This is a genomic window from Arthrobacter sp. H14, assembly GCF_000520495.1.
Classification (GTDB): Bacteria; Actinomycetota; Actinomycetes; order Actinomycetales; family Micrococcaceae; genus Arthrobacter_C.
On record NZ_KI914687.1, the window covers coordinates 25,535 to 51,260 of the forward strand.

Annotated in this window: 24 protein-coding genes; 15 read left to right on the forward strand and 9 right to left on the reverse strand. The window is 62.3% G+C overall.

Going from position 1 to position 25,726, the window contains the following annotated elements:
• The 4 genes from Y707_RS27475 to Y707_RS0118590 all read right to left on the reverse strand — a co-directional run.
• Positions 1-1,252: sodium/solute symporter (locus tag Y707_RS27475; protein WP_035782600.1), on the reverse strand; the 1,252-nt coding region annotated here is incomplete at its 3' end.
• Between the two features lie 2 nt (positions 1,253-1,254).
• Positions 1,255-1,608 (reverse strand): DUF485 domain-containing protein, encoded by a 354-nt coding sequence (locus Y707_RS0118580; protein WP_026536187.1) that lies wholly within the window; start codon positions 1,606-1,608, stop codon positions 1,255-1,257.
• A 77-nt stretch (positions 1,609-1,685) separates the two neighbouring features.
• The gene (locus tag Y707_RS0118585) at positions 1,686-2,405 is read right to left on the reverse strand and encodes a LytR/AlgR family response regulator transcription factor (protein ID WP_026536188.1); all 720 of its coding nucleotides are present in this window, start codon (positions 2,403-2,405) and stop codon (positions 1,686-1,688) included.
• A gap of 20 nt (positions 2,406-2,425) precedes the next feature.
• A complete protein-coding gene (locus Y707_RS0118590) occupies positions 2,426-3,646 on the reverse strand; it encodes a sensor histidine kinase (protein WP_051442190.1) in 1,221 nt (406 codons plus the stop codon).
• 304 nt (positions 3,647-3,950) lie between these two features.
• On the opposite strand from Y707_RS0118590, the gene Y707_RS0118595 reads away from it, so the two are divergent.
• The 3 genes from Y707_RS0118595 (at position 3,951) to Y707_RS0118605 (ending at position 7,788) form a co-directional block, all read left to right on the forward strand.
• Positions 3,951-4,310 carry a DUF485 domain-containing protein gene (locus tag Y707_RS0118595; protein WP_026536190.1) on the forward strand — a complete coding sequence of 120 codons (360 nt, stop codon included), beginning with the start codon at positions 3,951-3,953 and terminating at the stop codon, positions 4,308-4,310.
• Positions 4,307-5,929, forward strand: coding sequence for a monocarboxylic acid transporter (locus tag Y707_RS0118600; RefSeq protein ID WP_051442191.1), 1,623 nt, complete (start codon positions 4,307-4,309; stop codon positions 5,927-5,929). Before Y707_RS0118595 ends, Y707_RS0118600 begins: the two co-directional genes overlap by 4 nt.
• Before the next feature lie 281 nt (positions 5,930-6,210).
• Positions 6,211-7,788: an HNH endonuclease signature motif containing protein gene (locus Y707_RS0118605; RefSeq protein WP_026536192.1), complete on the forward strand. Its 1,578-nt coding sequence runs from the start codon at positions 6,211-6,213 to the stop codon at positions 7,786-7,788.
• An 82-nt stretch (positions 7,789-7,870) separates the two neighbouring features.
• Here the strand turns inward: Y707_RS0118605 and Y707_RS29190 are convergent, their stop codons facing one another.
• The 4 genes from Y707_RS29190 to Y707_RS0118625 all read right to left on the reverse strand — a co-directional run bounded on the left by Y707_RS29190 (position 7,871) and on the right by Y707_RS0118625 (position 10,822).
• A complete protein-coding gene (locus tag Y707_RS29190) occupies positions 7,871-8,539 on the reverse strand; it encodes a hypothetical protein (RefSeq protein ID WP_026536193.1) in 669 nt (222 codons plus the stop codon).
• Complete coding sequence (locus Y707_RS0118615) at positions 8,540-8,956, reverse strand: DUF4383 domain-containing protein (RefSeq protein WP_026536194.1); 417 nt, start codon at positions 8,954-8,956, stop codon at positions 8,540-8,542.
• A 173-nt stretch (positions 8,957-9,129) separates the two neighbouring features.
• The gene (ald, locus tag Y707_RS0118620; protein WP_026536195.1) at positions 9,130-10,215 is read right to left on the reverse strand and encodes an alanine dehydrogenase; all 1,086 of its coding nucleotides are present in this window, start codon (positions 10,213-10,215) and stop codon (positions 9,130-9,132) included.
• A gap of 130 nt (positions 10,216-10,345) precedes the next feature.
• Complete coding sequence (locus Y707_RS0118625; RefSeq protein WP_026536196.1) at positions 10,346-10,822, reverse strand: Lrp/AsnC family transcriptional regulator; 477 nt, start codon at positions 10,820-10,822, stop codon at positions 10,346-10,348.
• A gap of 195 nt (positions 10,823-11,017) precedes the next feature.
• Here Y707_RS0118625 and pdhA point away from each other — a divergent pair, with 195 nt between their 5' ends.
• The 3 genes from pdhA to Y707_RS0118640 are packed head-to-tail and all read left to right on the forward strand — an operon-like array spanning position 11,018 to position 14,523.
• Complete coding sequence (gene pdhA, locus Y707_RS27485; protein WP_051442192.1) at positions 11,018-12,106, forward strand: pyruvate dehydrogenase (acetyl-transferring) E1 component subunit alpha; 1,089 nt, start codon at positions 11,018-11,020, stop codon at positions 12,104-12,106.
• A complete protein-coding gene (locus Y707_RS0118635) occupies positions 12,106-13,116 on the forward strand; it encodes an alpha-ketoacid dehydrogenase subunit beta (protein WP_026536197.1) in 1,011 nt (336 codons plus the stop codon). The genes pdhA and Y707_RS0118635 overlap by 1 nt, the downstream gene beginning before the upstream one ends.
• A gap of 3 nt (positions 13,117-13,119) precedes the next feature.
• Positions 13,120-14,523 carry a dihydrolipoamide acetyltransferase family protein gene (locus Y707_RS0118640; protein ID WP_026536198.1) on the forward strand — a complete coding sequence of 468 codons (1,404 nt, stop codon included), beginning with the start codon at positions 13,120-13,122 and terminating at the stop codon, positions 14,521-14,523.
• Between the two features lie 2 nt (positions 14,524-14,525).
• On the opposite strand, the gene Y707_RS0118645 is transcribed toward Y707_RS0118640, so the two are convergent.
• On the reverse strand, positions 14,526-15,146 hold the full coding sequence (locus tag Y707_RS0118645) for an SACE_7040 family transcriptional regulator (protein WP_026536199.1): 621 nt from the start codon (positions 15,144-15,146) through the stop codon (positions 14,526-14,528).
• A gap of 148 nt (positions 15,147-15,294) precedes the next feature.
• Between Y707_RS0118645 and Y707_RS0118650 the strand changes: the two genes are divergently transcribed.
• From Y707_RS0118650 to Y707_RS0118690, 9 genes are read left to right on the forward strand one after another with little or no spacing between them, the layout of a single operon-like run.
• The gene (locus tag Y707_RS0118650; protein WP_026536200.1) at positions 15,295-16,902 is read left to right on the forward strand and encodes a carboxyl transferase domain-containing protein; all 1,608 of its coding nucleotides are present in this window, start codon (positions 15,295-15,297) and stop codon (positions 16,900-16,902) included.
• Between the two features lie 7 nt (positions 16,903-16,909).
• On the forward strand, positions 16,910-19,084 hold the full coding sequence (locus Y707_RS0118655; protein ID WP_026536201.1) for an acetyl-CoA carboxylase biotin carboxylase subunit: 2,175 nt from the start codon (positions 16,910-16,912) through the stop codon (positions 19,082-19,084).
• 2 nt (positions 19,085-19,086) lie between these two features.
• A complete protein-coding gene (locus Y707_RS0118660) occupies positions 19,087-20,250 on the forward strand; it encodes an acyl-CoA dehydrogenase family protein (protein ID WP_026536202.1) in 1,164 nt (387 codons plus the stop codon).
• A 44-nt stretch (positions 20,251-20,294) separates the two neighbouring features.
• Positions 20,295-21,092 carry a CoA transferase subunit A gene (locus Y707_RS0118665; RefSeq protein WP_026536203.1) on the forward strand — a complete coding sequence of 266 codons (798 nt, stop codon included), beginning with the start codon at positions 20,295-20,297 and terminating at the stop codon, positions 21,090-21,092.
• Positions 21,089-21,736: a CoA transferase subunit B gene (locus Y707_RS0118670; protein ID WP_026536204.1), complete on the forward strand. Its 648-nt coding sequence runs from the start codon at positions 21,089-21,091 to the stop codon at positions 21,734-21,736. The genes Y707_RS0118665 and Y707_RS0118670 overlap by 4 nt, the downstream gene beginning before the upstream one ends.
• The gene (locus tag Y707_RS0118675; RefSeq protein WP_051442193.1) at positions 21,733-22,260 is read left to right on the forward strand and encodes a MaoC family dehydratase; all 528 of its coding nucleotides are present in this window, start codon (positions 21,733-21,735) and stop codon (positions 22,258-22,260) included. Before Y707_RS0118670 ends, Y707_RS0118675 begins: the two co-directional genes overlap by 4 nt.
• Positions 22,257-23,090: an HpcH/HpaI aldolase/citrate lyase family protein gene (locus Y707_RS0118680; protein WP_026536206.1), complete on the forward strand. Its 834-nt coding sequence runs from the start codon at positions 22,257-22,259 to the stop codon at positions 23,088-23,090. Before Y707_RS0118675 ends, Y707_RS0118680 begins: the two co-directional genes overlap by 4 nt.
• A gap of 29 nt (positions 23,091-23,119) precedes the next feature.
• Complete coding sequence (dxr, locus tag Y707_RS27490) at positions 23,120-24,367, forward strand: 1-deoxy-D-xylulose-5-phosphate reductoisomerase (RefSeq protein ID WP_051442194.1); 1,248 nt, start codon at positions 23,120-23,122, stop codon at positions 24,365-24,367.
• Between the two features lie 12 nt (positions 24,368-24,379).
• Entirely contained in the window at positions 24,380-25,723 is a 1,344-nt protein-coding gene (locus tag Y707_RS0118690) for a M50 family metallopeptidase (protein ID WP_026536207.1), read from the forward strand.
• Positions 25,724-25,726 lie beyond the last annotated feature (3 nt).

Below are 25,726 nucleotides of genomic sequence, written 5' to 3' on the forward strand. Positions count from 1 at the left end.
CCATACCGGCCAGCGCGCCGGCATCCGACAGCCCATGCCACCAGATCCCCAGTAGCAGCAGCGGCGCGATTGTGGAAGCCGTAAAGGCGAAGACCAGCCCCACGCTGCCGGCCAGGGCGAGCGAGTCAGTCATCAACGCCAGGACCAAAGGGACGACGGCCGAAAGCAGGGCCGCGATCCGGAAGCCGAACACACCGCCGTCGAATACGTCCTGGCTGATCACCCCCGCCGACGAAACCAGCAGGCCCGACGTCGTCGACAGGAACGCCGCGAAGGCTCCTGCGATCACCAAAGCCGACAGGAACGCACCCGCGGTGCCGCCCACCAGTTCGCCCGGGAGCAGCAGCACGGTGGAATCAGACGCGCCGGCGTTGGACAGTTCCGGAGTGTACAGCCGGGCAAGGACGCCATACATGGTGGGGAAGAGGTAGAAAACGCCCAGCAGGGCGAGCACAATCAGCGTCGTCCTCCTCGCCGACGCGCCATCGGGGTTGGTATAGAAACGGACGAGCACATGCGGCAACCCGAGAGTGCCGAGCAGCAGTGAGAAGACCAGCGAGACGTTCCTGTAGATTGACGGGTCCGGAACGGTATTCAGTTCCTGCCGGAACGCGGCTCCGCCGTCGGTGATCGGCTGGCCGGTATTGCCGAGCACCAGCAGCGCAAAGACTATGGGTACGGCGATGGCGGTCAGTTTCAGCCAGAATTGGAAGGCCTGCGCGAAGGTAATGGAGCGCATTCCGCCGGTGATCACGGAAATGCAGACCACCACCATGACGACGACGGCGCCCAGCCACGACGGCAGCCCGGTCGCGATGCCCAGGGTCAACGCCGCACCGTGCAGCTGCGGAACGATGTAGAGCCAGCTGACCACGATGACCAGGATGCTGGTGAAGCCGCGGGCCTGCCGGGATTGCAGCCGCGCCTCAGCGAAATCCGGAACGGTGTACGCGCCCGAGCGGCGCAGGGGAGCGGCGACAAAGAGCAGCAGCATCAGGTACCCGGCGGTGTAGCCAATTGGAAACCAAAGCCCGTCGACGCCGGAAATCAGGATCAGTCCTGCCACGCCCAGGAAACTCGCGGCCGACAGGTATTCGCCGCCGATCGCGGAGGCATTCCACCACGGCGGCACCGTGCGCGAGGCGACATAGAAATCCCCGGTCGTGCGGGAAATGCGCAGGCCGTAAATACTGATCACCACCGTCATGATCGACACGGCTGCGATGGCGGCATAGCCGATCAGCGGATTCACGCCTACTGCTCACCCACCAGATCCCGGTACCGTGCTTCATTCCGGGTGGCGCTGCGGATATACAACCAGGCGCACAGGCACATCACCGGGTAGATCAGCGCGCCAAGGATCAGCCAGGAGACGGGAATCGTCAGGACGGAGACATCCTCCAGAACCGGAAACAGCCCCATCAGCACGGGCACCCCGAGCAGGATCAGCAAGAACCCGCCTGCCACGACGAGCGCGAGGCGCAACTGGCTGCGGATCAACGACCTGACGAAGACGTCGCCGACGGCGGAATGCTCGGCCACTTCGCGCGACAGCCGGAAACTGTCCGGGGCGACCGTTGCCTTCGACCGCGGCGCCGTAACGCGCACCCGTTCCGGCCGGTTCTGCCCGGGATTTTCGCTTCCCGGTTTTGGTTTGCCGCTCCCTGGTCCGGTATCGCTCCCCGTCACGATTGCGGCCTGATCCTCGTCGTCTCCAGCACCCGGCGCAACAGCGGAAGGTGGCGGCGGCTGACCGGCAGTTGCACATCGTCCAACGTGACACTGGCCCGGCCTGCCGTGAGCTTCACCGACGTCACGTAATTCATGGACACCAGATAGGAGCGGTGGATCCGGACGAAATCCTGTGCGGACCACTGCTGTTGAAGATCGGTTAGCGGAATCCGGACAAGGTAGCTGGAATCGGCGGTGTGCAATCGCGCGTAGTCGCCCTGCGCCTGGACGTATCGAACCTCATCGAGGCGGATCATCCTGGTGATCCCGCCCTGGTCGACCGTAATCACATCGGCCTTGTCGTCGCCGTCGTCCCTGATTTCACGGATCCGGCCGATTGTTTCCATCAGCCTTTCCGGCCGGACCGGCTTGAGCAGATAGTCCACGGCAGCCAGATTGAAAGCTTCCAGCGCAAGGTCATCATCAGCAGTGACAAAGACGACGGCGGGAGGTTTGGTGAAACGCGAAATCACCCGGGCGATGTCGAGCCCGGACAGAGCCGGCATATGAATGTCGAGGAACAGCGCATCGACGTCGTGATCCTCCAGGGCTCGCAAAGCCTCGGCGCCGCTGGTGGCCCGGTGGATGGCGCCAATCCGATCGTCCTGGCCCAGCAAATAGGCGAGTTCCTCCACGGCGGGGAGTTCGTCATCGGCAACGACCACGTTCAGCATGGGTTAAACATTACTGTGCCTCACGGTTGGTGGTCCGGCTGGAACTTTGGCACCCGCAAGGTGATCAACGTTCCCGCGCCGGGCGCCGTGTCCACGACAAGACCGTGATCATCGCCGTAGACCTGCCGCAGCCGGGAATCCACATTCCGCAGGCCCACATGGTCGCCGGCGGCATGTCCGGCCAGGACCGAGCGAAGATGTTCCGGATCCATCCCCACGCCATCGTCTTCAATCGTCACCTCTGCATGAGGGCCGGCGTCGTGCGCCTTGATTTCAATATGGCCGACGCCGTCCTTCCGCTCCAACCCATGGCGGACCGCGTTTTCGACCAGCGGCTGCAGCGACAGATATGGCACGACGGTACTCAGCACCTCCGGACCGATCTGCAGACTCACCTGCAGGCGCTCGCCGAACCGGGCACGTTCCAGCAGCAGGTATCTGTCGATCGCCTTGAGCTCTTCCGCCAGCGTGGTGAAGTCGCCGTGCCGGCGGAAGGAGTAGCGGGTGAAATCGGCGAACTCAACTACGAGTTCACGGGCGCGGGCCGGATCGGTGTGGATGAACGAGGCGATGGCGTTCAGGGAGTTGTAGATGAAGTGCGGACTGATCTGCGCCCTCAGCGCCCGGACCTCGGCCTCTATGAGTTGGTTTTTCGAGGAGTCGAGGTCGGCCAGTTCAACCTGCGTCGACACCCACGCAGCCACTTCGTTCGCAGCACGGATCAGCCCCGCACCCACATGCGGCGCATAGGCCCCAACAGTGCCCACCACGCGCGGACCGACCTGGATAGGGGAGAAGACCGCCTCGCGGAGGGGAGATTGCGGGTCCGGTCCAGCTGCGCCCCGTCCAGCAGGTCCCGCCGCCTGCAAATCACCCTTGCGGAAGACTTGCGTCCGGCCGGTGGACAGCACCTTTCCCGCGAGCCTCATCGCAGCATCAGGATTGGCATCGCCCGGACCATCCCACGCCAGCTGCGCCGACTCATCCGTGAGTGTCAGGGCTTCGCAGGCCAGCAGCGTCCGAAGGTGCCGGCTCGCCTTGGCCGCACCTTCCGGATCCAGGCCCTGCCGCAGATACTTCGACGCAAGCGCTGCGGTGTGCAGCGTCCTATAGGTCGCTTGGTCGGCGTCGCTGCCTAGATCCCTGGGCCGCGACAGCTTAAATCCAATTGCCAAGACAACAACCACTGCGGCAAGAACGACGGCGGCGATCACCAGCAGCTCGGCGGCGGAGATAGGCATGAAGACAACCTTATCGGCAGGAGTGCCAGAGGAAACGTGGGCGGCTCAGAAGGGCGGGACTTGCGGCCGATTGGCTGTCGCCAGGTCGTCCAACACCCAAATCGGCCGCTTTGGAAGTCTGCCGTTCATCGTCACAGCCGACCGTTCAACGCATGCAGCACGCCTTCCACCGATGCGGTCGCTGCCGGGGCTAGGAAATAGGCATCGCGGCGTACAAAAGTGACTACAGTCACATGAACGCGTCTGAGAGTCAGGAAAGAGCCCGTCTCCGAAGTGCGCGACTATGTCCACCCAAGGAGGAATTATGGCGGACGATACCCCGCCGACCGATGAGGAACTTGAAGCCGCGGTCGACTTCGAAGTAGTGCAGAAATCCGAACAATTCCAGACGCTGCGGAAACGCCACCGGAGTTTTGTCTTCCCAATGGCGATTGCCTTTTTGCTCTGGTACTTCCTCTACGTGTTGTTGGCTGACTATGCGCACGAATTCATGTCCACCCCCGTTTTCGGAAATATCAACATCGGATTGCTTTTGGGCCTGCTGCAGTTCGTCACCACGTTCGGAATCACCATGTGGTACGTCAGCTATGCGAATAAGCGGCTGGATCCCATCGCGGCAGACATGCGGCGGGACCTGGAGCAGATCACGGAGGAGAAGAAGTGAGCAATATCAACATCCTCGCCCAGACCGGAGCTGAGGAAACGGTGGGAAGTCCGTGGGTTAACATCACGATCTTTGCGCTGTTCGTCAGCGTTACCCTGATCGTCGTGCTCCGCGCGAGCCGGAACAATAAGACGGCGGCGGATTACTATGCGGCCGGCCGTTCATTCACCGGACCACAGAACGGTACCGCCATCGCCGGCGATTACCTTTCCGCTGCGTCGTTCCTCGGCATCGTCGGCGCGATCGCGATCAATGGTTATGACGGCTTCCTTTACTCCATCGGTTTCCTGGTTGCCTGGCTGGTCGCACTGCTGCTGGTCGCTGAACTTATGCGCAACACCGGCAAATTCACGATGGCGGATGTCCTCTCCTTCCGCTTGAAGCAGCGTCCGATCAGAATCGCTGCAGCCATCACCACCCTGGCCGTATGTTTCTTCTACCTGTTGGCACAGATGGCAGGCGCGGGAGCACTCGTATCGCTGTTGTTGGGCATCCGGGATGAGCTCGGCCAGTCACTGGTGATCACCGTCGTCGGCGGCTTGATGATTTTGTACGTGCTGGTTGGCGGGATGAAAGGCACCACCTGGGTGCAGATTATCAAGGCTTGCCTGCTCATCACCGGCGCGGCCGCAATGACCATCTGGGTCCTTGCGCTGCACGGATTCAATCTTTCGGAACTGCTCGGACATGCCGTCGAAACCGCCGGTACTTCGGATATCCTCAACCCCGGTGGTGCATATGGAGACAATGCCACGACCAAGTTGGACTTCATCTCCCTTGCCCTGGCATTGGTACTGGGAACGGCCGCACTGCCGCACGTTTTGATGCGCTTCTACACTGTGCCGACGGCCAAGGAAGCCCGGCGCTCAGTCGTTTGGGCAATCTGGCTGATCGGTTTGTTCTATCTGTTCACGCTGGTGCTGGGCTACGGGGCCGGAGCGCTGATTGGCGCCGACAGGATCGAAAATGCGCCGGGTGGCGTAAATTCGGCCGCACCGCTGCTGGCCTTCGAATTGGGCGGTCCACTGCTGCTTGGCTTTATCTCGGCGGTGGCGTTTGCAACGATCCTCGCGGTCGTGGCAGGACTAACTATTACCGCAGCAGCCTCCTTTGCACATGACATCTACGCCAACGTGGTCAAGAAGGGGAATGTGCCGCCCGATGGCGAGGTTAAGGTGGCGCGTCGGACCGTCGTCGTCATCGGTGTCATTTCCATTCTTGGAGGTATCGGCGCTCAAGGACAGAACGTGGCATTCCTTGTCGCCCTGGCCTTCGCCGTGGCAGCCAGTGCGAACCTGCCGACCATCATCTACTCACTGTTCTGGCGTCGGTTCACCACGAGGGGAGCGGTTTGGAGCATGTACGGCGGCCTCGGCACAGCTATGCTGCTCATCGCATTCTCGCCGGTTGTCTCCGGAACAGAAACGTCGATGATCGAGGGAGCCGATTTCGCCTGGTTCCCGCTGAGTAACCCGGGCATCGTTTCCATCCCGCTGGCGTTCCTGCTCGGCTGGTTGGGAACTGTCACGGATAAGAAGTTGGAAAACGTCCAAAAGCAGGCCGAAATGGAAGTACGGTCGCTGACCGGTGTTGGAGCCGAAAAGGCAGTCGAACACTAGTCAGGCATTACACGAGCGGCCCCCGGCAGATCTTTGTTGGGGGCCGTTTCGCGTGGGCGGCGAGGGTCGGCGCTTGGGAGGGGGATGGTCTGTGATAAGGGCGGAGTTGGATCGCGGAACGCTGAAGCCATGCGCCTACCTGAATCGCTGGGCCCCTTTCCGCGGCGGCCCCCTACCCGCGGGTTGCTCCCTACCGCGTGTTGCTGATTCCGTTATTGTTTCGTTATTCCTTCTCGTCTTCCTGTTCCAATATTGTCGGTGCCGGCTGGTGTACTGAAGGTATGGCAAACGAGGAAGCTCCAGAGGGCGGGAACAGCGCAGACGCTCCCGCTGGTGTCTTTGAGCTGCCGGAATTGGCCGGACCGCTCGGCGACGTGAACCCCGGGGACTTGTCGTACCACGAAGCCACCCGGGCCCTGGTCTCGGCCGGCCAGCTTATTGCCTGGGCAGAAGGGCTCAAAGCCCGCCTGGTCATCCGCCTCTGTGACACCGCGGCAGGGACGGTGCCGCAAGCCGACCCGGTCGGACCGAACCGCAATGAAGAGGGCCTGGCCCGGATGAACGTCGAGGCCGAAGTCAGCGGCGCGCTGACGCTGGCGGGGAAGACGGCGCAGAAACTGGTCTTCGAAAGCAACGAACTGGTCGGCTCTTTCCCCTCCACTCTCGACCGCCTCGAATCCGGGACCCTGAACCGGGAGCAAGCCATGGTCATCGTCAATCAGGCACAGACCCTCCCCGAGGACGCCCAAGCGGAATTCGAACAGGAACTTCTCTCCGAAGCACCGGGATTGCCGCGGCCGAAACTGTCCGGCAAGGCGAGTCGGCTGCGGGAGCGGATGCACCCGGACTCCATCGCCCGGCGGAAGGAGAAAGCAGCCTGCGACCGCAGGATCTACCTCCAGCCCGGCGAAGACGGCATGGCCTGGTTCGGCGCGTACCTGCCCGCCGAAGCCGCCACAGCCGCATTCAACCGCATCAACTCCGCCGCCCGGAACCTCCGCGGTCCGGACGAGGAACGAACCGGGACTCAACTGTGCGCCGACGTGTTCACCGATCTTCTCCTCGGCGCCGGCTTCACCCCCGCCGGGCCCATCGCAGGCCGGAACGACGACAACAACAACGCCGATAACCTCGATGAAGGCGCAAATCCCGGCGATCGCAGCAACCAGCCCGGCGGCAGGGGCGGGAACCCGGCACCCGGCTCAACCGGCACTACTTCCGGACAGACCGTGGCAGAGCCACACCTGCCGAACTACGACCAGATAAAGGCCGAAGTACTCGTCACCGTGCCCGTGCTGACCCTGCTGGGCCTGTCCGAAGAGCCTGCCGAGCTTGAAGGTTACGGCCCCATGGATGACGAAACCGCCCGAAAACTATGCGCGGGAGCGTCCTCGTTCAAACGGATCCTCACCCACCCCGAAACCGGGGCCATGATCTCCTTCGGCCGGGACACCTACAAAGTACCGGCAGATCTGAAACGGATGATCCAAATCCGCGACCGATGTTGCCGCGCCCCCGGATGCAACCGGGCCGCGATGTTCACCGAACTCGACCACACGAAACCGTGGGCGGCCGGCGGGACCACCGACTACGAGTCGGTGAAGTGCTACTGCGCCAAACATCACCTGCTTAAAACCGCCTGCGGATGGAAAGACACCCAAGACAAAGATGGCACCATCACGTCCACCTCACCTGCAGGACGAACCTACACCACCAAACCCGAAGGACCCGTGCTCACCAGCCGCAAAGACGCCCGCCGCTACCGCACGGACACCGGTCACCGTTTCGACCCCTGGGACCCCAAAAATGTTGACAACACTCCAACCGGCGACCAGGACCAAACCCCACCACCATTCTGAAACGGCGGTGGTATTCATAGCCAACAACAAAAAGAGCCGCCCTGCTGAATAGGTATCCAGGCAGGGCGGCAGTTTACAGCGGTCAGTGGCCGATATGCTCCAACTTGTCGAGATCAGCCTTATCGACAGCAGCACCGTCGGCTGGAGTTCCGTGGCTGCCATGCGGAACAGCAAAGTCACCGGCTGTTGTGGCGGCCAGTCCCGGGACAGTAATGGCAGAGACCAGCGTCGCGGCCGCTGCCAGGCCAAGCAAGAGCTTTGCCGCTGGAAGGGATCCGCTGGTGGGCCGGGGGCCAAGCCGCCGCAGATACCCAACCGCGGCCAGCATGATCAGCTGAAGGGCCAGGGCTCCGGCCACTGTGGCGTCGAATTCACTTGCTTCTGAAGTCGAGATCCAAACTGAGTGGACCAAAGAACCAAGCAACATCATCGATGTGAGGGAAAGCATCGACACCATTGGTTTCACCCGGACGATGACGCCTCTGCGCATCGTCATAATCGACCATGCGACGAGGCACAGGGCCCACAACCCGGCCACAACGGCGGCTGGGTAGGTCACTGCACCAAACTCGGATGAGGCGTAAGCCAGATTGGAACTTATGCCGAATGTCAACAAAGCGGCACCGAATCCGGCGAATGCGGCCAGCAATCGGGTGGCTTCGCGCAGCACGGTTCCTTCAGAGGCACGGTCAGGTTGCTGCACCGGCGAAAACGATGCCGGTGCAGCAACCCCTGCGTAATTGGCCATCACTTAGGCCATATGGTGCTGACGGCTGGTACGAACCGCCTTGTCCTGGGACAAGCCGACGCCCAGCAGCAGAACGGCACTTGCCAGGTGAAGTACGTTGTCGGCTCCGTTCAGAGCGATGATGTTGAGCGCGGAGTCGAGGATGAACAGTCCGACAACACCGACCAGGAGATAGACAGCGCCTACAGCGATGTTGACGCTCTTGGCTGCGGCGACGGATTTCATCCCCGCGATCAGCAAGGCGGCTCCGATAGCCAAGTGGATGACGTTGTGAAGCGGATTAACCTCAAAGATGATCAAGTTCCGGCCTTCTGTGGCGAAGAAACCGACGCCGGATGTGACGAAGAAGCCGAGAATGCCGACCAGCAGGTATACCGCTCCAAAAACAGTGGCCAGTAACCGATTGGGTGAGGTCTTCATTGTTATTACCCTTCCTGACGGGAATTCCTGAGGAATCCCTCTTTCTTGTGGAAACCCGATTGCGGGTTTTCACTTAGAGTTCGAGCCAGGCCCCTGTCCGGATGGGTGCGGGGCGTATCGTGTTAGTGGAAAACTTTGTCAGCGGTGCAATTTAATTGCCGTGATAGCCGCTGTTATAAGCTGTGCGCCCGGCGGACGGGTTCGAAAGTCACCTCTCCGGACCTCGTATTGAGACCAGGTTTCAGCTGCGGCAGGCGTTCGGCGGCGGCGTCGAACCCATCGGCGGCGATGGCTTTGACGTATGGCAATGTGGCGTTGGTCAATGCATATGTGGATGTGTGTGGGACAGCCCCCGGCATATTTGCCACGCAGTAGAAGACAGCGTCATGAACCATGAAGGTCGGATCCGCATGGGTGGTCGGCCGTGAATCTTCGAAGCATCCGCCCTGATCGACGGAGATATCCACCAAGACCGCGCCTGGCCGCATCCGGGAAACAAGTTCATTGGAGACGAGAGTGGGGGCTTTCGAGCCTGCCACCAGCACGGCTCCGATGACGAGGTCGGCGTTGGTGACGGCTTTTTCGAGTTCGAGCGCGTTGCTCGCCACTGTGTGGACCCGGCCTGCGTACAGCGCGTCAATTTCCCGCAAGCGGTTGAGGTTCGTGTCGAGTACTGTCACGCTGGCGTGCATTCCCACTGCCATAGCGACCGCGTTGGCTCCTGCAACGCCACCGCCTATGACGACGACGTCGGCAGGGTGGGTGCCGGGGACGCCGCCCATCAGCACTCCTCGTCCGCCATTTGCTTTGAGCAGCGTCGCAGCCCCCGCTTGTGGTGCCAAGCGGCCGGCAACTTCACTCATGGGGGCCAGCAGCGGCAGGGAACCGTCCGGCAATTGGACCGTTTCATACGCGATGGAAGTGACCTTGCTAGTGCAGAGCTCTTCTGTCAGTGCCCGGTCCGCTGCTAAGTGCAGGAAGGTAAAAAGTGTCAGGTCATCGCGGAAGTGATGGTATTCCGACTGGACGGGTTCCTTCACCTTCAGGAGCAGTTCAGCCTTGTCCCAGGTCTCATCGGCAGTTTCGACAATGACTGCCCCCGCGCCGGTATAGTCCTCATTCGTGATGGCGCTGCCCAGGCCGGCATCCGTCTCAACGTAAACCTCATGGCCGGCCTGGACCAGATCCTGCACACCCGAGGGCGTGATGGCCACGCGGAATTCGTTGTTTTTCACTTCGCGGGGAACACCAACGCGCATCGTCACACACTTTCTAACGACCCGCGGTGCCATTGAGCGTCACTCTCATCGGGCGCTTGGCATCGTTGCGGGCAAGCTCTTATTCCGATACTTCCGAGCATAACGTGAAGCTGTCATTGTTTTCCGGCGGCTACGGCGCCGGCCTGGGGCCCTTTTCGAGCAGCGGTTCCATCCGGAAGGGAATCAGCTCACCCATGGCCAGCGAAGTATCGGTCCGCTCGACCCCGGTACAGCCAAGAATTTTGCCATTTATGCGGAACAGATCCTCTGCGTCCACGGAGACCACCCGCACCAGCAGATCTGCCTGGCCCGCAAGGCCGAAGGCTTCAATTACTTCCGGTATTTCCGATAGTTCTTTGGCTAATTGCTGTAATTTTTGCTGCTGCACATGTACCGAAATGAATGCCATTAGGGGGTAGCCCAGAGCGGCCGGATTGATCCGGCGTTCGAACGACAGGAACACCGACTTTCTTTCCAGCTGCGCCATGCGTGCCTGTACAGTGTTTCGGGAGAGTCCGAGCTTTTGGGCCAGCGACACAACGGTGCGGCGCGGGTCTTTGGCGAGGGCGATCAACAGCCGGGTGTCGGTACCATCAATAGCTTGCATATTGCGCAACGGTAGCATGACGGTTCGGGGCAAAACTGGGCACAATGTTCAGTTTTTTGTTCCTCTGTTGTACTCAATGAGCTGCGTGAGTATCGTCACAATAGCTTTGGGTAATGGAGCCCTTCAGAGCTGCGGAGGTTTCCCGCAGCTGCAAGACGACGGATTAAGGTTGCGTGCACTGTGTCCAGAAATGACATGAGTTCCGTTGACGACGGCGGACTCGTCCAACTGCTTTCGCCCACTGGCGAACGTGTCAAGAATGCGGACTACGACTCCTGGGTCGAGGACGTGGACGACGCTCAGCTCAAGTCCCTGTACGAGGACATGGTTGTCGTGCGGCGGATCGACACTGAAGCGACGGCCCTGCAGCGTCAGGGTGAGCTGGGACTGTGGCCGCCGCTGCTGGGCCAGGAGGCTGCCCAGATCGGCTCCGGGCGCACGTTGCGGGAGGACGATTTCGTCTTCGGGAGCTACCGCGAGAACGGCGTGGCTTATTGCAGGGGCGTCGACTACACCGACATCATGCGCGTCTGGCGCGGAAATGCCCATGCCGGCTGGAACCCCTACGACATCAATATGGCTCCGTCCCAGGTGATCATTGGGGCTCAGACTCTGCACGCGACCGGTTATGCCCTCGGCTGCCAGCAGGATGGAGTCGACACGGTCGCTATCTCCTACTTCGGTGACGGTGCAACGAGTCAGGGCGACGTCAACGAGGCGATGATTTTCGCAGCGAGCTATCAGGCTCCGGTGGTTTTCTTCTGCCAGAACAATCAGTGGGCGATCTCCGAGCCGGTGGGCCTGCAGGCACGCACTCCGATTGCCGGCCGTGCTCCGGGTTTCGGCATTCCCAGCATGCGGGTCGATGGCAATGATGTTCTTGCAGTGATGGCGGCGACGCGTATCGCCCTCGACCGTGCCCGCAGCGGAAACGGCCCAACATTCATCGAGGCAGTTACTTACCGGATGGGGCCGCATACGACATCCGATGATCCCTCCCGCTATGTCGATGTCCTCGAGCGTGAGGATTGGCAGGTCAAGGATCCAATCGTGCGGGTGGAGGCGTACCTGAAGAGCAAGGATCTGCTGACCGAGGAGTTTCAGGCCGGGGTAAAGGCCAAGGCCGACGACGTCGCGAAGAAAATCCGGGCGGGCACCCTCAATATGGAGGAGCCGGATGCGTTGAGTGTGTTCGACAATGTGTACAGCACCTCAAGCTCCTGGTTGGACAGGCAAAAGAACCAATATTCGCATTACCTACAGTCGTTTGAAGGAGGGCACTGATGTCAACGATGACGTTGTCGCGGGCCATTAACAGCGGACTCCGCAAGGCCCTCGAAGATGACCCGAAGGTCGTCCTGATGGGCGAGGATATCGGCAAGCTTGGTGGCGTTTTCCGCGTCACCGATGGTCTGCAGAAGGACTTCGGCGCCCACCGGGTGATGGACACTCCGCTCGCAGAGGCCGGCATTATTGGCACGGCAGTGGGTCTGGCCTACCGCGGTTACCGGCCGGTGTGCGAGATCCAGTTCGATGGCTTCATCTACCCGGGTTTCGACCAGATTGTCACCCAGGTCGCCAAACTGCATTACCGCACGGGAGGTGCGGTGAAGATGCCGATCACCATCCGGGTCCCGTTCGGTGGCGGAATCGGTGCAGTCGAGCACCACTCGGAATCACCCGAGGCCTACTTCACGCACACCTCCGGTCTCCGTGTGGTGAGCTGCTCCAACCCCCAGGATGCGCACACGATGGTCCGCCAGGCGATTGCCTCGGATGATCCCGTGTTGTTCTTTGAACCCAAGCGCCGGTACTGGACCAAGGGCGAAGTCAACGAGGAAATTACGGCGGACACTCTCTCCCTGGAGAGCGCCGCCGTCGTCAATTCCGGCAACGACGTGACACTGGTCAGCTTCGGACCGCTGGTGGCAACCGCCCGCGACGCCGCCATCGCCGCTTCGGATGAAGGGGTATCGGTTGAAGTGATCGACCTGCGGTCGTTGTCACCGATCGATTTTGCAACCATTGAAGCGTCAGTCCGTAAGACCGGCCGGCTGGTGATCACGCATGAGGCACAGCAGTTCGGCGGACTAGGTGCCGAGATCGCGGCGAGCATTACCCAGCGCTGCTTCTACTATCTGGAGGCGGCACCGGAACGGGTCACAGGATTTGATACGCCGTATCCGGCCGCGAAGCTGGAGGACCACTTCCTGCCGAATCTGGACCGGATGCTCGACGCCGTCGACCGGGTCATGGGCAAGGACAACTCGTTGAGTAACTGGAAGGGCCAGTAGGCGATGATCAAGGATTTTAAGCTTCCGGACCTCGGCGAGGGTCTGACCGAATCGGAAATCGTTAAATGGCAGATCGCAGTGGGGGACACCGTTGAGCTCAACCAGGTGATTGCCGAAGTGGAGACGGCCAAGGCTGTTGTCGACCTGCCGTCGCCGTTTGCGGGCAAGGTGACCGCGCTGCATGAAGACGAAGGCGCCACCGTGCAGGTGGGCGCTCCCATCGTCAGCATTGACGTGACCGAGGAATTGTCCGGCGATGACGCCGCCAAACCAGTCCCCGCAGCCGATGGAGCCGATGCTGGACAGGAGTCCAAAGCAGGGAACGGAAAGCCGGAGCGTCAGTCGGTATTGGTCGGCTACGGCCCGGCTGCCGAGAATGATGGCCGTCCCAAGCGGCGGGCACGCGGCGCTGCCCGGTCCGCGGCGGCTGCTCCGGTGGAACAAACCGTACAAGGCGCGGCGGATCAGGGCACGACGGGTGCCGTTGAACAGGCATCAAGTCCGACGACGGCCAAGCCGGCCGAGCGTCCGCGCTCGACGCCGCCGGTACGGAAGCTCGCGAAGGACCTGGGCGTAGATCTGACCCAGCTGGAGGGGACGGGCAAGGACGGGCTGATCACCCGCCAGGATGTTCAGGCCTTCGCCGACGGAGGGGCTGCAGAACCGGCGCAGGCTGGAGCAGCTCCCGCGGACCGCCGCCACGGTGAACGCGAAGTGCGGATTCCGATCAAGGGGGTTCGCAAGCACACGGCGGCAGCGATGGTCAAGAGTGCTTTCACCGCACCCCATGTCAGCGAATTCCTCACCGTCGATGTCACTCCGACCATGGAGTTGCTGGCCAAGCTCAAGGCGAGCCGCGCTTTCGCAGGCTACAAACTCACTCCGTTGACCATCCTGTCCAAGGCTCTGATGGTCGCTCTGGCCCGGAATCCTTCGCTGAACTCCCGTTGGGACGAGGCGAACGGCGAGATCGTGCAGATGAGCTATGTAAATCTTGGCATTGCGGCCGCGACGCCACGCGGCCTTGTGGTGCCGAACATTAAGGACGCCGAGCAGCTCAGCCTGACCGGACTGGCGACCGCCTTGACCGACCTCACCGAGACGGCGCGGGCAGGCAAGACCAGCCCGGAAAACCTCTCCGGCGGCACGATTTCAATCACGAATATCGGCGTCTTCGGCATTGATGCGGGTACACCGATCCTGAACCCGGGCGAGGCGGCGATTCTGGCCATGGGTGCGGTGCGGAGGCAGCCGTGGGAGTATCAGGGCGAAGTTGGCCTGCGCGAGGTGATGACCCTGAGCCTGTCGTTCGACCACCGGATGGTGGACGGCGAGCAGGGATCGAGGTTCCTGGCCGACATCGGAGCGATTCTGGCTGAACCGGGAATGATCCTGACGATGATTTAGCGCTAAACCGTCAAAGCAGCCAGTGCCATTTCCTCGAGGATCCGCCGCAGGATAGCGATGTCCTTGGACGTTCTCCTGCGGTGCGTGGTGTGCGGAGTGGAATTGATCAGGCCGAAGGCGGCGTGTGCACGGAGCCGCAGTTGCGCCTTGTCCGTCCCCGGGTGCAGCTGCGAGAGCACATTGACCCAGACTTCAACGTATTTGCGCTGCAGCGCCCGCACGTTGTTTCCGTCTTCCTCCGACAGGCTGTCCAGATCCCGGTCGTGCACGCGTATGACGTCCGGGTTTGTGAGAGCGAAATCGACCTGGAATTCGATCAGGCCTTTCAGCGCCGCACGGGCATCGGCGGATTCAGCGACCACTGCCTGGCCGCCGTCGTACAGGTCCCTGCTTACACCCACCAGCAATGCGCTCAGTACGGCCTGTTTGCCGTTGAAGTGGCGGTAGACTGCGGGGCCGCTCACCCCGGCTGCCGCGCCGAGGTCTTCGATCGAGACTCCGTTGAATCCACGCGCCGCAAACAGGTTTGCCGCAGCGGTAAGCAGGGCAGCCCGCCGGGATGCTTTCGCCCGGCCGCGCAGCGTCTGTGATGCGCCGTCGCTGGCTGCTTGCGCAGCACTCATGCGGTACCCTTCTGTGAGGCTTATCACGGCCTGGTGTGGACAAGCCGGTTAATAGATACTAACCTAATTTCAGTTAGCGTTGACTAACCGTAGCTGTGGTCCGTTGACTGGATCCAGTGAGAAACGCGAGTTCGAGAGAAAGCGGTCGATGGAGACTCTGACCAGCCGGGTGGACACTTCCAGTTCCACTTTTGTTGAGAACCAGCAGGCGCAGACTGCCCTGACCGAGGATCTGCGGAAGCGGCTGGCCGACGCCGCGGTCGGTGGACCGGTACGCTCGCGGGAACGCCATGTGGCGCGGGGGAAACTGTTGCCACGCGAGCGGATCGACCAGCTGCTCGACGACGGCAGTCCCTTCCTCGAAATCGGCGCCTTGGCTGCCAATGGAATGTACGACGACGAGTGCCCGGGCGCCGGTCTCATCGCCGGTGTCGGCCTGGTGCACGGCCGCCACGTACTGGTGATTTCCAACGATGCCACGGTCAAGGGCGGCACGTATTACCCGATGACCGTGAAGAAGCACCTGCGGGCGCAGGAGATTGCGTTTGAGAACAAGCTGCCGTGCATCTACCTGGTGGATTCGGGCGGGGCGTTCCTGCCGAAGCAGGACGAGGTGTTCCCGGACAAGGAGCATTTCGGCCGGATTTTCTACAACCAGGCCAATCTCTCCGCCGCGAAGATTCCGCAGATCGCCTCCGTGATGGGATCGTGCACCGCCGGCGGCGCCTACGTTCCCGCGATGAGCGATGAAACCGTCATCGTCCGCGACCAGGGCACGATCTTCCTGGGCGGCCCGCCGTTGGTGAAGGCGGCGATCGGGGAGATCGTCAGCGCTGAAGACCTCGGCGGCGGCGAGGTGCACTCCAGGACTTCCGGCGTGACCGACCACCTGGCCGAAAACGACCAGCACGCCCTGCAGATCGTCCGCGATATCGTTTCGACGCTGCCAAAGCCGACGGCCGCTCCGTGGGATGTCGAGGAAAGCCGTGCGCCGCAGGCCGACGTCGGCGAAATCTACGGCGCCGTACCCACGGATGTGCAGGGGCAGTACGACGTTCACGAAGTGATTGCACGCGTTGTCGACGGCAGCGAATTCCACGAGTTCAAGAAGGAATACGGGACCTCGTTGATCACCGGCTTCGGCAGGATCCACGGGCATCCGGTAGGCATCGTCGCCAATAACGGCGTGCTGTTCAGTGAGTCGGCGCTGAAGGGAGCGCACTTCATTGAGCTGTGCGACCAGAGGGGCATTCCGCTGGTATTCCTGCAGAACATTTCCGGCTTCATGGTCGGCCGCGACTACGAGGCCGGTGGTATCGCCAAGAACGGCGCCAAGATGGTCACCGCCGTCGCCAGTACGCGGGTTCCGAAGATCACCATCATTATCGGCGGCTCCTTTGGCGCCGGGAACTACTCGATGTGCGGCCGCGCGTACTCTCCGCGCTTCCTGTTCACCTGGCCGGCCAGCCGGATCTCGGTGATGGGCGGACCTCAGGCTTCTTCCGTGCTGGCGACTGTCCGGCGCGAGCAACTTGAAGGCCGAGGCGAGGAATGGTCGGCCGAGGACGAAGAATCGTTCAAGAAGCCGATCCGCGACCAGTATGAAGCCCAGGGCAACCCCTACTACTCAACCGCACGGCTGTGGGATGACGGTGTGATCGATCCGGCAGACACCCGGACGGTCCTCGGACTCGCCCTGGACGTATGCGCAAACGCTCCGATCGGCGATACCGCCTTCGGCCTCTTCCGGATGTGATTGGACGATGACAGTAATTCAGACGACAAATGCACCAGGCGCTGCAACGGACATCTCAACCGAAGCTGCAGGCAGTACGACGGCGGAGCACGCCAGGACCTTCGGAACCGTCCTGGTGGCGAACCGCGGCGAAATAGCATGCCGCATTATCGGCACTTTGCGGACGATGGGCATCCAGTCCGTCGCGGTCTACAGCGATGCCGACCGGGGAGCCAAGCATGTGGCCCTCGCCGACACAGCTGTCCACATCGGGCCGGCCGCTCCGCAGCAAAGCTACTTGAACATTCCGGCGATCCTCGAAGCCATCAAGGCCACCGGCGCCGAGGCCGTCCATCCTGGTTATGGATTCCTGAGCGAGAATGAGGCGTTTGCACAGGCACTGCAGGACGCCGGTGTGGCGTTCATCGGTCCAAGTGTCCATTCGTTGAACGTGATGGGCGACAAGATCCGCTCCAAGAACCACGTCTCGGCCAACTCGGTTCCGGTTGTTCCAGGCATAGCCAAACCCGGGCTGAGCAACGAGCAGCTGATGGAGGCCGCCGAGGATGTCGGCTACCCACTGCTGATCAAGCCATCGGCCGGCGGCGGCGGCAAGGGGATGCACGTCGTCGAACGTCCCGAAGATCTGGAAGAAACGCTGGGAACGGCCCGGCGCGTGGCAGCTTCGGCTTTCGGCGACGACACGCTGTTCCTGGAACGGCTGGTGCGCCAGCCGCGGCATATCGAAGTCCAGGTCCTGGCCGACAACCATGGCAGGGTGATCCACCTTGGTGAGCGCGAGTGCTCGCTGCAGCGCCGCCACCAGAAGGTTATCGAGGAAGCGCCGTCGCCGCTGCTGGATACGGCGACCCGCGCGAGGATCGGCGAGGCGGCCTGTAACGCGGCGCGCAGCGTTGACTATGCCGGTGCAGGGACTGTGGAGTTCCTCGTCTCCGACGCCTCACCGGACGAGTTCTTCTTCATGGAGATGAACACCCGCCTGCAGGTGGAGCATCCGGTGACGGAAATGGTCACCGGACTGGATCTGGTGGAATGGCAGGTCCGGGTTGCTGCCGGCCAGCACCTTGCTCTGCGGCAGGAGGACGTCCAGCTGACAGGCCATTCGATCGAAGCAAGGGTGTACGCCGAAAACCCCGAGCGCGGCTTCCTCCCGACGACCGGCACTATCCTCCAGCTGCTGGAGCCGTCCGGCGACGGCGTCCGGGTCGACAGCTCATTGGTTGAGGGGCTCGACGTCGGTGCCGACTACGACCCGATGCTCGCCAAAGTGATCGCCTGGGGGCAGGACAGGTCCCAGGCGCTTGCCCGGCTCGACAATGCGCTCGCGGGGACTGTCGTCCTCGGCCTGCAGACCAACATCGAGTACCTCCGGCTGCTGATTAACGACGACGACGTCCAGGCAGGCCATCTCGACACCACAATGATCGAACGCAAGATGGAAGGGCTCCAGTTCCGGCATCCGGACGAGCGGATCCTGTCGGCGGCAGCCCTGTTCGTCCACGCGCAACGGTACGGCGGCGCCCACAAGGGCGAAGCGCACTCACCGTGGGCGCAACCAAGCGGCTGGCGGATCGGACAATGGCGTCCGACCCGTTTCAGTCTCGGCACCTCGGCGACCAGCTTCACCGACGTCCAGGTCAGCGGCCCGCCCGCCGCAGCCACCGTCGTCGTCGGGGATGCAGCTCCGGTGCAGGCAGGACTGCAGGTCAACCCGGCAATTCCCGCGGCGATCAGCATCAGCTACGACGGCGTGACCACAAGCCTGCGGATGGCCGAGGGGCACGACGGCGGCAACGTCCTCTTTATCGCCGACGCGGGTTTCTCGTGCGAAATCAGGGTCCGCAGCCGCGAGGAGCAGCTGGCGGAAGAGCTCGCGAGCATCGCCCGGACGGAAGGTACAGCCCACCCCGACGTCCGCTCTCCGATGCCTGGAACCGTGATCGCCGTCAACAAGGCCAGCGGGGACACCGTGGCGGCGGGTGAGACGATCCTGACCGTCGAGGCGATGAAGATGGAGCACCAATTGACCGCAATGGTGGCGGGAACTGTCAGCGTCACCGTCAAAGCCGGTGATCTCGTCAAGGCGGACCAGGTGGTCGCCAGCATCGAAGCCGCCGCAAATACTACAGAAACCGCAGACCAGGATGCAGATACTGCTGCAGCCATCAGTGAAGGAGCATGACCATGCCTGATTTTGAGCTTGGCGAGGACTATCAGGACCTCGTTGACACAGTTGCCGAATTTGCCGACGAGGTCATCGCGCCGGTCTCGGCCAAACACGACGAGGAGCACAGCTTCCCGTACGACGTCGTCAGCCAGATGGCGGAGATGGGTCTCTTTGGCCTGCCGTTCCCCGAGGAGTACGGCGGCATGGGCGGCGACTACTTCGCGCTGTGCCTGGCCATCGAGCAGATCGCGCGGGTGGACCAGTCCGTGGCCATCACCCTGGAGGCAGGTGTCTCGCTCGGAGCGATGCCAGTCTACCGCTTCGGCACCGAAGAGCAGAAGAAGGAATGGCTGCCGCAGCTGGCCAGCGGGAAGAACCTGGCTGCCTTCGGCCTGACCGAATCCGAGGCCGGATCGGACGCGTCGGGGACGAAAACGACCGCCAAGCTGGAAAATGGCGAATGGGTCATCAACGGCACCAAGGAGTTCATCACCAACTCCGGAACCGATATCACCAAACTGGTGACGGTGACCGCTGTGACCGGCACGGAAACGCGCGACGACGGTTCGGTCAAGAAGGAAATCTCCACCATCCTGGTCCCCACGGACACGCCGGGATTCAAGGCCGAAAAGGCCTACAACAAGGTCGGCTGGAACGCCTCCGACACGCATCCGTTGACGCTGAAGGATGTACGGGTTCCGGAAGCGAATCTGTTGGGCACCCTCGGCCGCGGCTATGCGAATTTCGTGCAGATCCTGGACGAGGGCCGGATTGCTGTCGCCGCCATGGCCGTTGGCGCGGCGCAGGGGTGTGTCGACGAGTCGCTGAAGTACGCCAAGGAGCGCAAGGCCTTCGGCAAGAGCATCGGTGAATTCCAGGCGATCTCGTTCAAGATCGCCAGGATGCAGGCCCGCGCCCACACCGCCCGCCTGGCTTACTACGACGCAGCCTCGCGGATGCTGGCCGGCAAGCCGTTCAAGACACAGGCCTCGATCGCCAAAATGGTGGCCAGCGATGCCGCCATGGACAATTCCCGCGATGCGACGCAGATCTTCGGCGGCTATGGGTTCATCAACGAATTCCGGGTGGCACGCCATTACCGCGACTCCAAGATTCTCGAAGTCGGCGAGGGCACCACGGAAGTACAGTTGATGCTGATCGCCCGCGATATGGGTCTGTAATAATAACGTCCAAGGGCCGTGGGTCATCTCGACGAGGAGGAACATTGATCGACAAGGTAGCTGCAAGCGCAGCGGAGGCTGTGGCGGACATTCCGGATGGCGCATCATTGGCTGTCGGAGGATTTGGTCTCTGCGGCATCCCGGTCGCGTTGATCGACGCACTGCATGAGCAGGGGACCGGTGAGCTGGAAACCATCAGCAACAACTGCGGTGTGGATGACTGGGGGCTGGGTGTGCTGCTCAAGGATCACCGCATCCGCCGGACGATCAGTTCCTACGTCGGTGAGAACAAGGAGTTCGCGCGTCAGTTCCTTTCGGGCGAGCTCGAGGTCGAGCTGACCCCGCAGGGCACGCTGGCAGAGAAACTGCGCGCAGGTGGTGCCGGTATTCCGGCGTTCTACACTCCGGCCGGTTACGGCACTCAGATCAGCGACGGCGGTCTTCCGCAGCGGTACGACGGCGACGGCGGCGTGGCCAAGGCGTCGGAAGCCAAGGAAAAGCGGGAGTTCGACGGCCGTCACTACGTGATGGAACATTCGGCCACCCCTGATTTCGCCCTCGTCCACGCAGCCAAGGGCGACCGGCACGGCAATTTGGTTTACCACGCCACGGCGATGAACTTTAACCCGTTGTGCGCGATGGCCGGCAAGATCACGATCGCCGAGGTCGAAGAGCTGGTCGAACCGGGTGAGCTCAATCCTGCTGAAATCCATACGCCTGGCATCTTCGTCCAGCGCGTGGTGGTCACTCCGGACGTTGAGAAGCGTATTGAGAAGCGGACCGTGTCGCTGAATAAGGAAGAACAAGCAGCCACGAGCGTACAGGCAGGAGCACAGTCATGAGTCTGACCCGTAACGAGCTGGCAGCACGCGTTGCCGAGGAACTGGAAAACGGCCAGTACGTCAATCTGGGCATCGGCATGCCGACCCTGATTCCGAACTACATTCCTGCCGGTGTGGAGGTGGTCCTGCATTCGGAGAATGGGATCCTCGGCGTTGGACCGTACCCCACCGAAGAAGAGCTGGACCCGGACCTGATTAATGCCGGCAAGGAAACGGTCACGCTCAACGCCGGCGCTGCGCTCTTTGATTCGGCTGCCTCGTTCGGAATGATCCGTGGCGGCCATGTCAACGTTGCAGTCCTGGGAGCGATGGAGGTCGCCGCCAATGGTGACCTGGCGAACTGGATGATCCCGGGCAAGATGGTCAAGGGCATGGGCGGGGCGATGGACCTTGTCCACGGCGCCGAACGGGTGATCATCATGATGGAGCATGTCGACCGCAACGGTGGACCGAAGATCCTCGAGGAATGCTCGCTGCCGCTGACCGGCAAGGGCTGCGTCAACCGGATCATCACGGACCTGGCTGTCATCGACGTCACCGAGGACGGCCTGGTGCTGCGCGAAACGGCCCCAGGGGTCAGCGTGGACGACGTGGTCTCCAAGACGGGCGCAAAGCTGAACACTAACGACGTAACGGTCAAGTGACTGCGGGGGAGACCGTAGCGGCCGGCGGGAACGAACCGGCGCGGCGGAAGATCACCCAGCGGGGGCTGTACTTCGACGAGTTCGAACTCGACGTCGTGTATGAGCACCGGCCGGGCCGCACCGTGACCGAAACCGACAATGTGCTGTTTACGACGGCGACCATGAATACCCAGTCGCTGCACCTGGATGCGGCCTGGGCGGAGCAGCAGCCGTTCGGCCAAAGGCTGATGAACTCCATGTTCACTCTCGCCACTTTGGTGGGCTCCGGCGTCGCACAGCTGACGCAGGGCACCATCGTGGCGAACCTGGGGTTCAAGGACGTGAAATTTCCGCATCCCCTGTACCACGGCGACACGATGTACTCCGAAACTGTCATCACCGACAAGCGGCTGTCCTCGTCCCGCCCTGGCCAGGGCATTGTCACGATGGAACACACCGCGAAGAACCAGGAGGGGACCGTCGTCGCCGTCGCGACCCGCTCGGTGCTGATGTGGACCAAGGACGCCCACGAGGAGGCGGAATGACCTTCACGATGGGCCCATCCCTGTTGTTCTGCCCGGCCGACCGTCCGGAACGCTACGCCAAGGCGGCAGAGCGCGCGGACGCGGTCATTATCGATCTGGAAGACGCCGTGGCGCCGGCGGACAAGGCCGGTGCCCGGCGGTCCATGGTCGAGACCCCGCTGGATCCGGAACGTACTGTCGTGAGGATTAATCCGGACAGCACGGACGATTTCCAGCTGGACTTGAACGCCCTGGCGGACACGGCATACGGCACGATCATGCTGGCGAAGGCCGAGGCGCCCGAGCAGCTCAGGAAGCTGGCACGCTTCAAAGTCATCGCGCTTTGCGAGACCGCCGCCGGCGTCGTCAACGCCTCCGCCATCGCCGCCGAACCCAATGTGGTGGCGTTAATGTGGGGTGCGGAGGACCTGGTCGCATCCCTGGGCGGAACATCAAGCCGGAACGACGACGGATCCTACCGTGGCGTGGCGGTGCAGGCCCGGTCTTCGGTTCTGTTGGCGGCCGGGGCCAAGGGCAAAGCCGCGCTGGACGCTGTCTACATCAACATTGGCGATCTTGACGGGCTTGCAGCCGAGGCGAACGATGCCGTGGCGTCCGGATTCACCGCCACGGCCTGTATCCATCCCGGCCAGGTGGCCGTCATCCGGGACGCTTACCTGCCGACCGATGAGCAGAGGGCCTATGCGGGGGATGTGCTGGAGGCAGCCAAGTCTGAAGGCGGCGTTTTCCAGTTCCGTGGCCGGATGATCGACGGTCCGATCCTCAAGCACGCGGAGCAGACGCTTCGCCGGGGCCGGACGGATAACAGGTCCGGCAACAGCTCCACATAGTCACCGGCAGGATCAGCCATACTGGAAGTATGCCTTTCCGCGATGAAACAGAGCCGGCCGGAAGCCGGAAAGTCGTCCTGCTTGGTTCGACCGGTTCGATCGGTACCCAGGCCATCGAGGTGATCGCGGCTGCGCCGGAGAAGTTCAGCGTTGTCGCTCTCGCCGCCGGTGGCAGCAACCTGCACCTGGTGGCGGAACAGGCAGTCCGTACCGAAGCCCAGGCTGTGGGGATTGCCTCCGGACATGTTGAGGCGCTCCGGGAAGCCATCGAGTCGGCCGCCGGAGCCGCGGGAATTACCGGCTATGCCCCGGAACTCAGCGTCGGCCCGGACGCAGCGGCGGAGCTGGCCGCCTGGCCGACTGCCGACGTCGTGCTTAATGGGATCACCGGATCGATAGGACTGGCGCCGACGCTGGCCGCATTGAAGGCGGGGCACACGCTGGCGCTGGCGAACAAGGAATCGCTGATCGTCGGCGGTGAGCTGGTCCTGTCGCAGGCCAAACCGGGCCAGATTGTTCCGGTGGATTCGGAACATTCGGCGCTGGCGCAGTGCCTCCGCTCGGGTTCGCCCGGTGAGGTGGACCGTCTGGTGGTCACGGCGTCGGGCGGGCCGTTCCGGGGCAAGACCCGCGCGGAATTGGAGGACGTCACTCCTGAGCAGGCGCTGGCCCATCCGACATGGAGCATGGGGCCGATGGTCACCACAAACTCGGCGACCCTCGTCAACAAGGGGCTTGAAGTTATTGAGGCGCACCTGCTGTTTGGCATTCCGCTGGAGAAGATTGACGCCGTCGTGCATCCGCAGTCAGTGATCCACTCGATGGTCCAGTTCATCGACGGCTCCATCATTGCCCAGTGCTCGCCGCCGGATATGCGGCTGCCCATTGCGCTCGGGCTGGCGTGGCCGGAACGGCTGCCGGGAGCGGCCCTGCCCTGCGATTGGAGCCAGGCGACAAGCTGGACTTTCGAACCGTTGGACAACGAAGCGTTCCCCGCCGTCGAGCTGGCCAAGGAGGCCGCCCGCCGGGGCACGACGTATCCTGCGGTGTACAACGCGGCGAACGAAGAGGCCGTCGCCGCGTTTCATGGCGGAGGAATAGGATTCCTCGATATTGTGGATACCATTGCAGCCGTGCTGGACGAACATTCGCCCGCCCCGGAGATGACGTTGGACCTGGTGCTTGAGGCCGAGCAGTGGGCACGAAACCGCACCCGCGAACGTTTAGCCAGAGGAAAATCCGCTGCAGCGGCAACGCATGCCATCGAAAGCCAGTAAGGAAAGAATCCGTTGACAGTACTTCTGTTCATCCTCGGGGTGCTTTTCGTCGCGGTGGGCATCGCCGCTTCGATCGCCCTGCACGAGGTGGGCCACCTGGTACCGGCCAAGCTGTTCAAAGTCCGGGTAATGCAGTACATGATCGGGTTCGGCCCGACGCTGTGGTCGAAGAAACGCGGAGAGACCGAATACGGTTTCAAGGCGCTCCCGCTGGGCGGCTATGTATCCATGGTGGGCATGTATCCACCGGCCGAGGACAGCGATGGCACTGTCCGCCGCTCCAGCACCGGCATGTTCCAGACGCTGGCCGACGACGCCCGCAAACTTGCCGCCGAAGAGGTCCGGCCGGGCGATGAGAACAGGATGTTCTACAAGCTGCCCATCTGGAAGCGGATCATCATCATGCTCGGCGGTCCGTTCATGAACCTGGTGATCGGCGTTGTGCTGTTCGCCGTGGTGATCATGGGTTTCGGCAGCGCGCAGGCGACGACGACGCTCGCCGAGGTCTACAAATGCGTCGTCCCGGTCAGCCAGCAGGCGGAAACAGGCCAGCAGGACTGCCTCCCGAGTGACCCGAAGGCACCGGCGACGGCGGCAGGGCTGCAGCCGGGCGACGCCGTCGTCCGGTTCGATGGCCAGCCGGTGGAGAACTGGCAGGCCATGACGGAGCGGATCCGTGCCGCCGCCGGCGAGGAAGTTCCGATTACGGTGCTGCGCGACGGCGAACGCATCCAGTCACAAATTACTCCGCTGTTGACCGAGCGGCCCGTGATCGGCGCGGACGGCCGGGCGGAACTCGATTCCAGTGGAAATCCGGTCACCACGGAGGTCGGATTTGTCGGCATGGGCGCGCAGATCGAACTGGTGCCGCAGCCTGCCGGTGACGTCCTGCCGGCGGTGGGTGAAAACATTGCCCGCGTGACCGGCGTCGTCTTCAATCTGCCCGAGCATGTGTATGAGATCGGACAAGCTGCCTTCAGCGATGCACCCCGCGATCCCAACGGCCCCATCAGCGTCGTCGGGGTCGGCAGGGTCGCCGGTGAAGTCGCGAGCATGGAGGAAATCGCCGTCGAATCCAAGGTGGCCTTGCTGTTCCGGCTCCTCGGCGGCGTGAACCTGGCACTGTGCGTATTCAACTTGATCCCGCTGTTGCCCCTGGATGGCGGCCATATTGCAGGTGCATTATGGGAAGGATTGCGCCGGCGGATCGCCCGGCTGTTCGGCCGGAGGGATCCAGGTCCGTTCGACATTGCAAAGCTCCTGCCGCTGACGTACGTTGTGGCGGTGCTTATGCTTGGCATGGGCGCGCTGCTGATTTATGCCGACATCGTAAAGCCTGTCAATTTGTTCGGTTAGCGC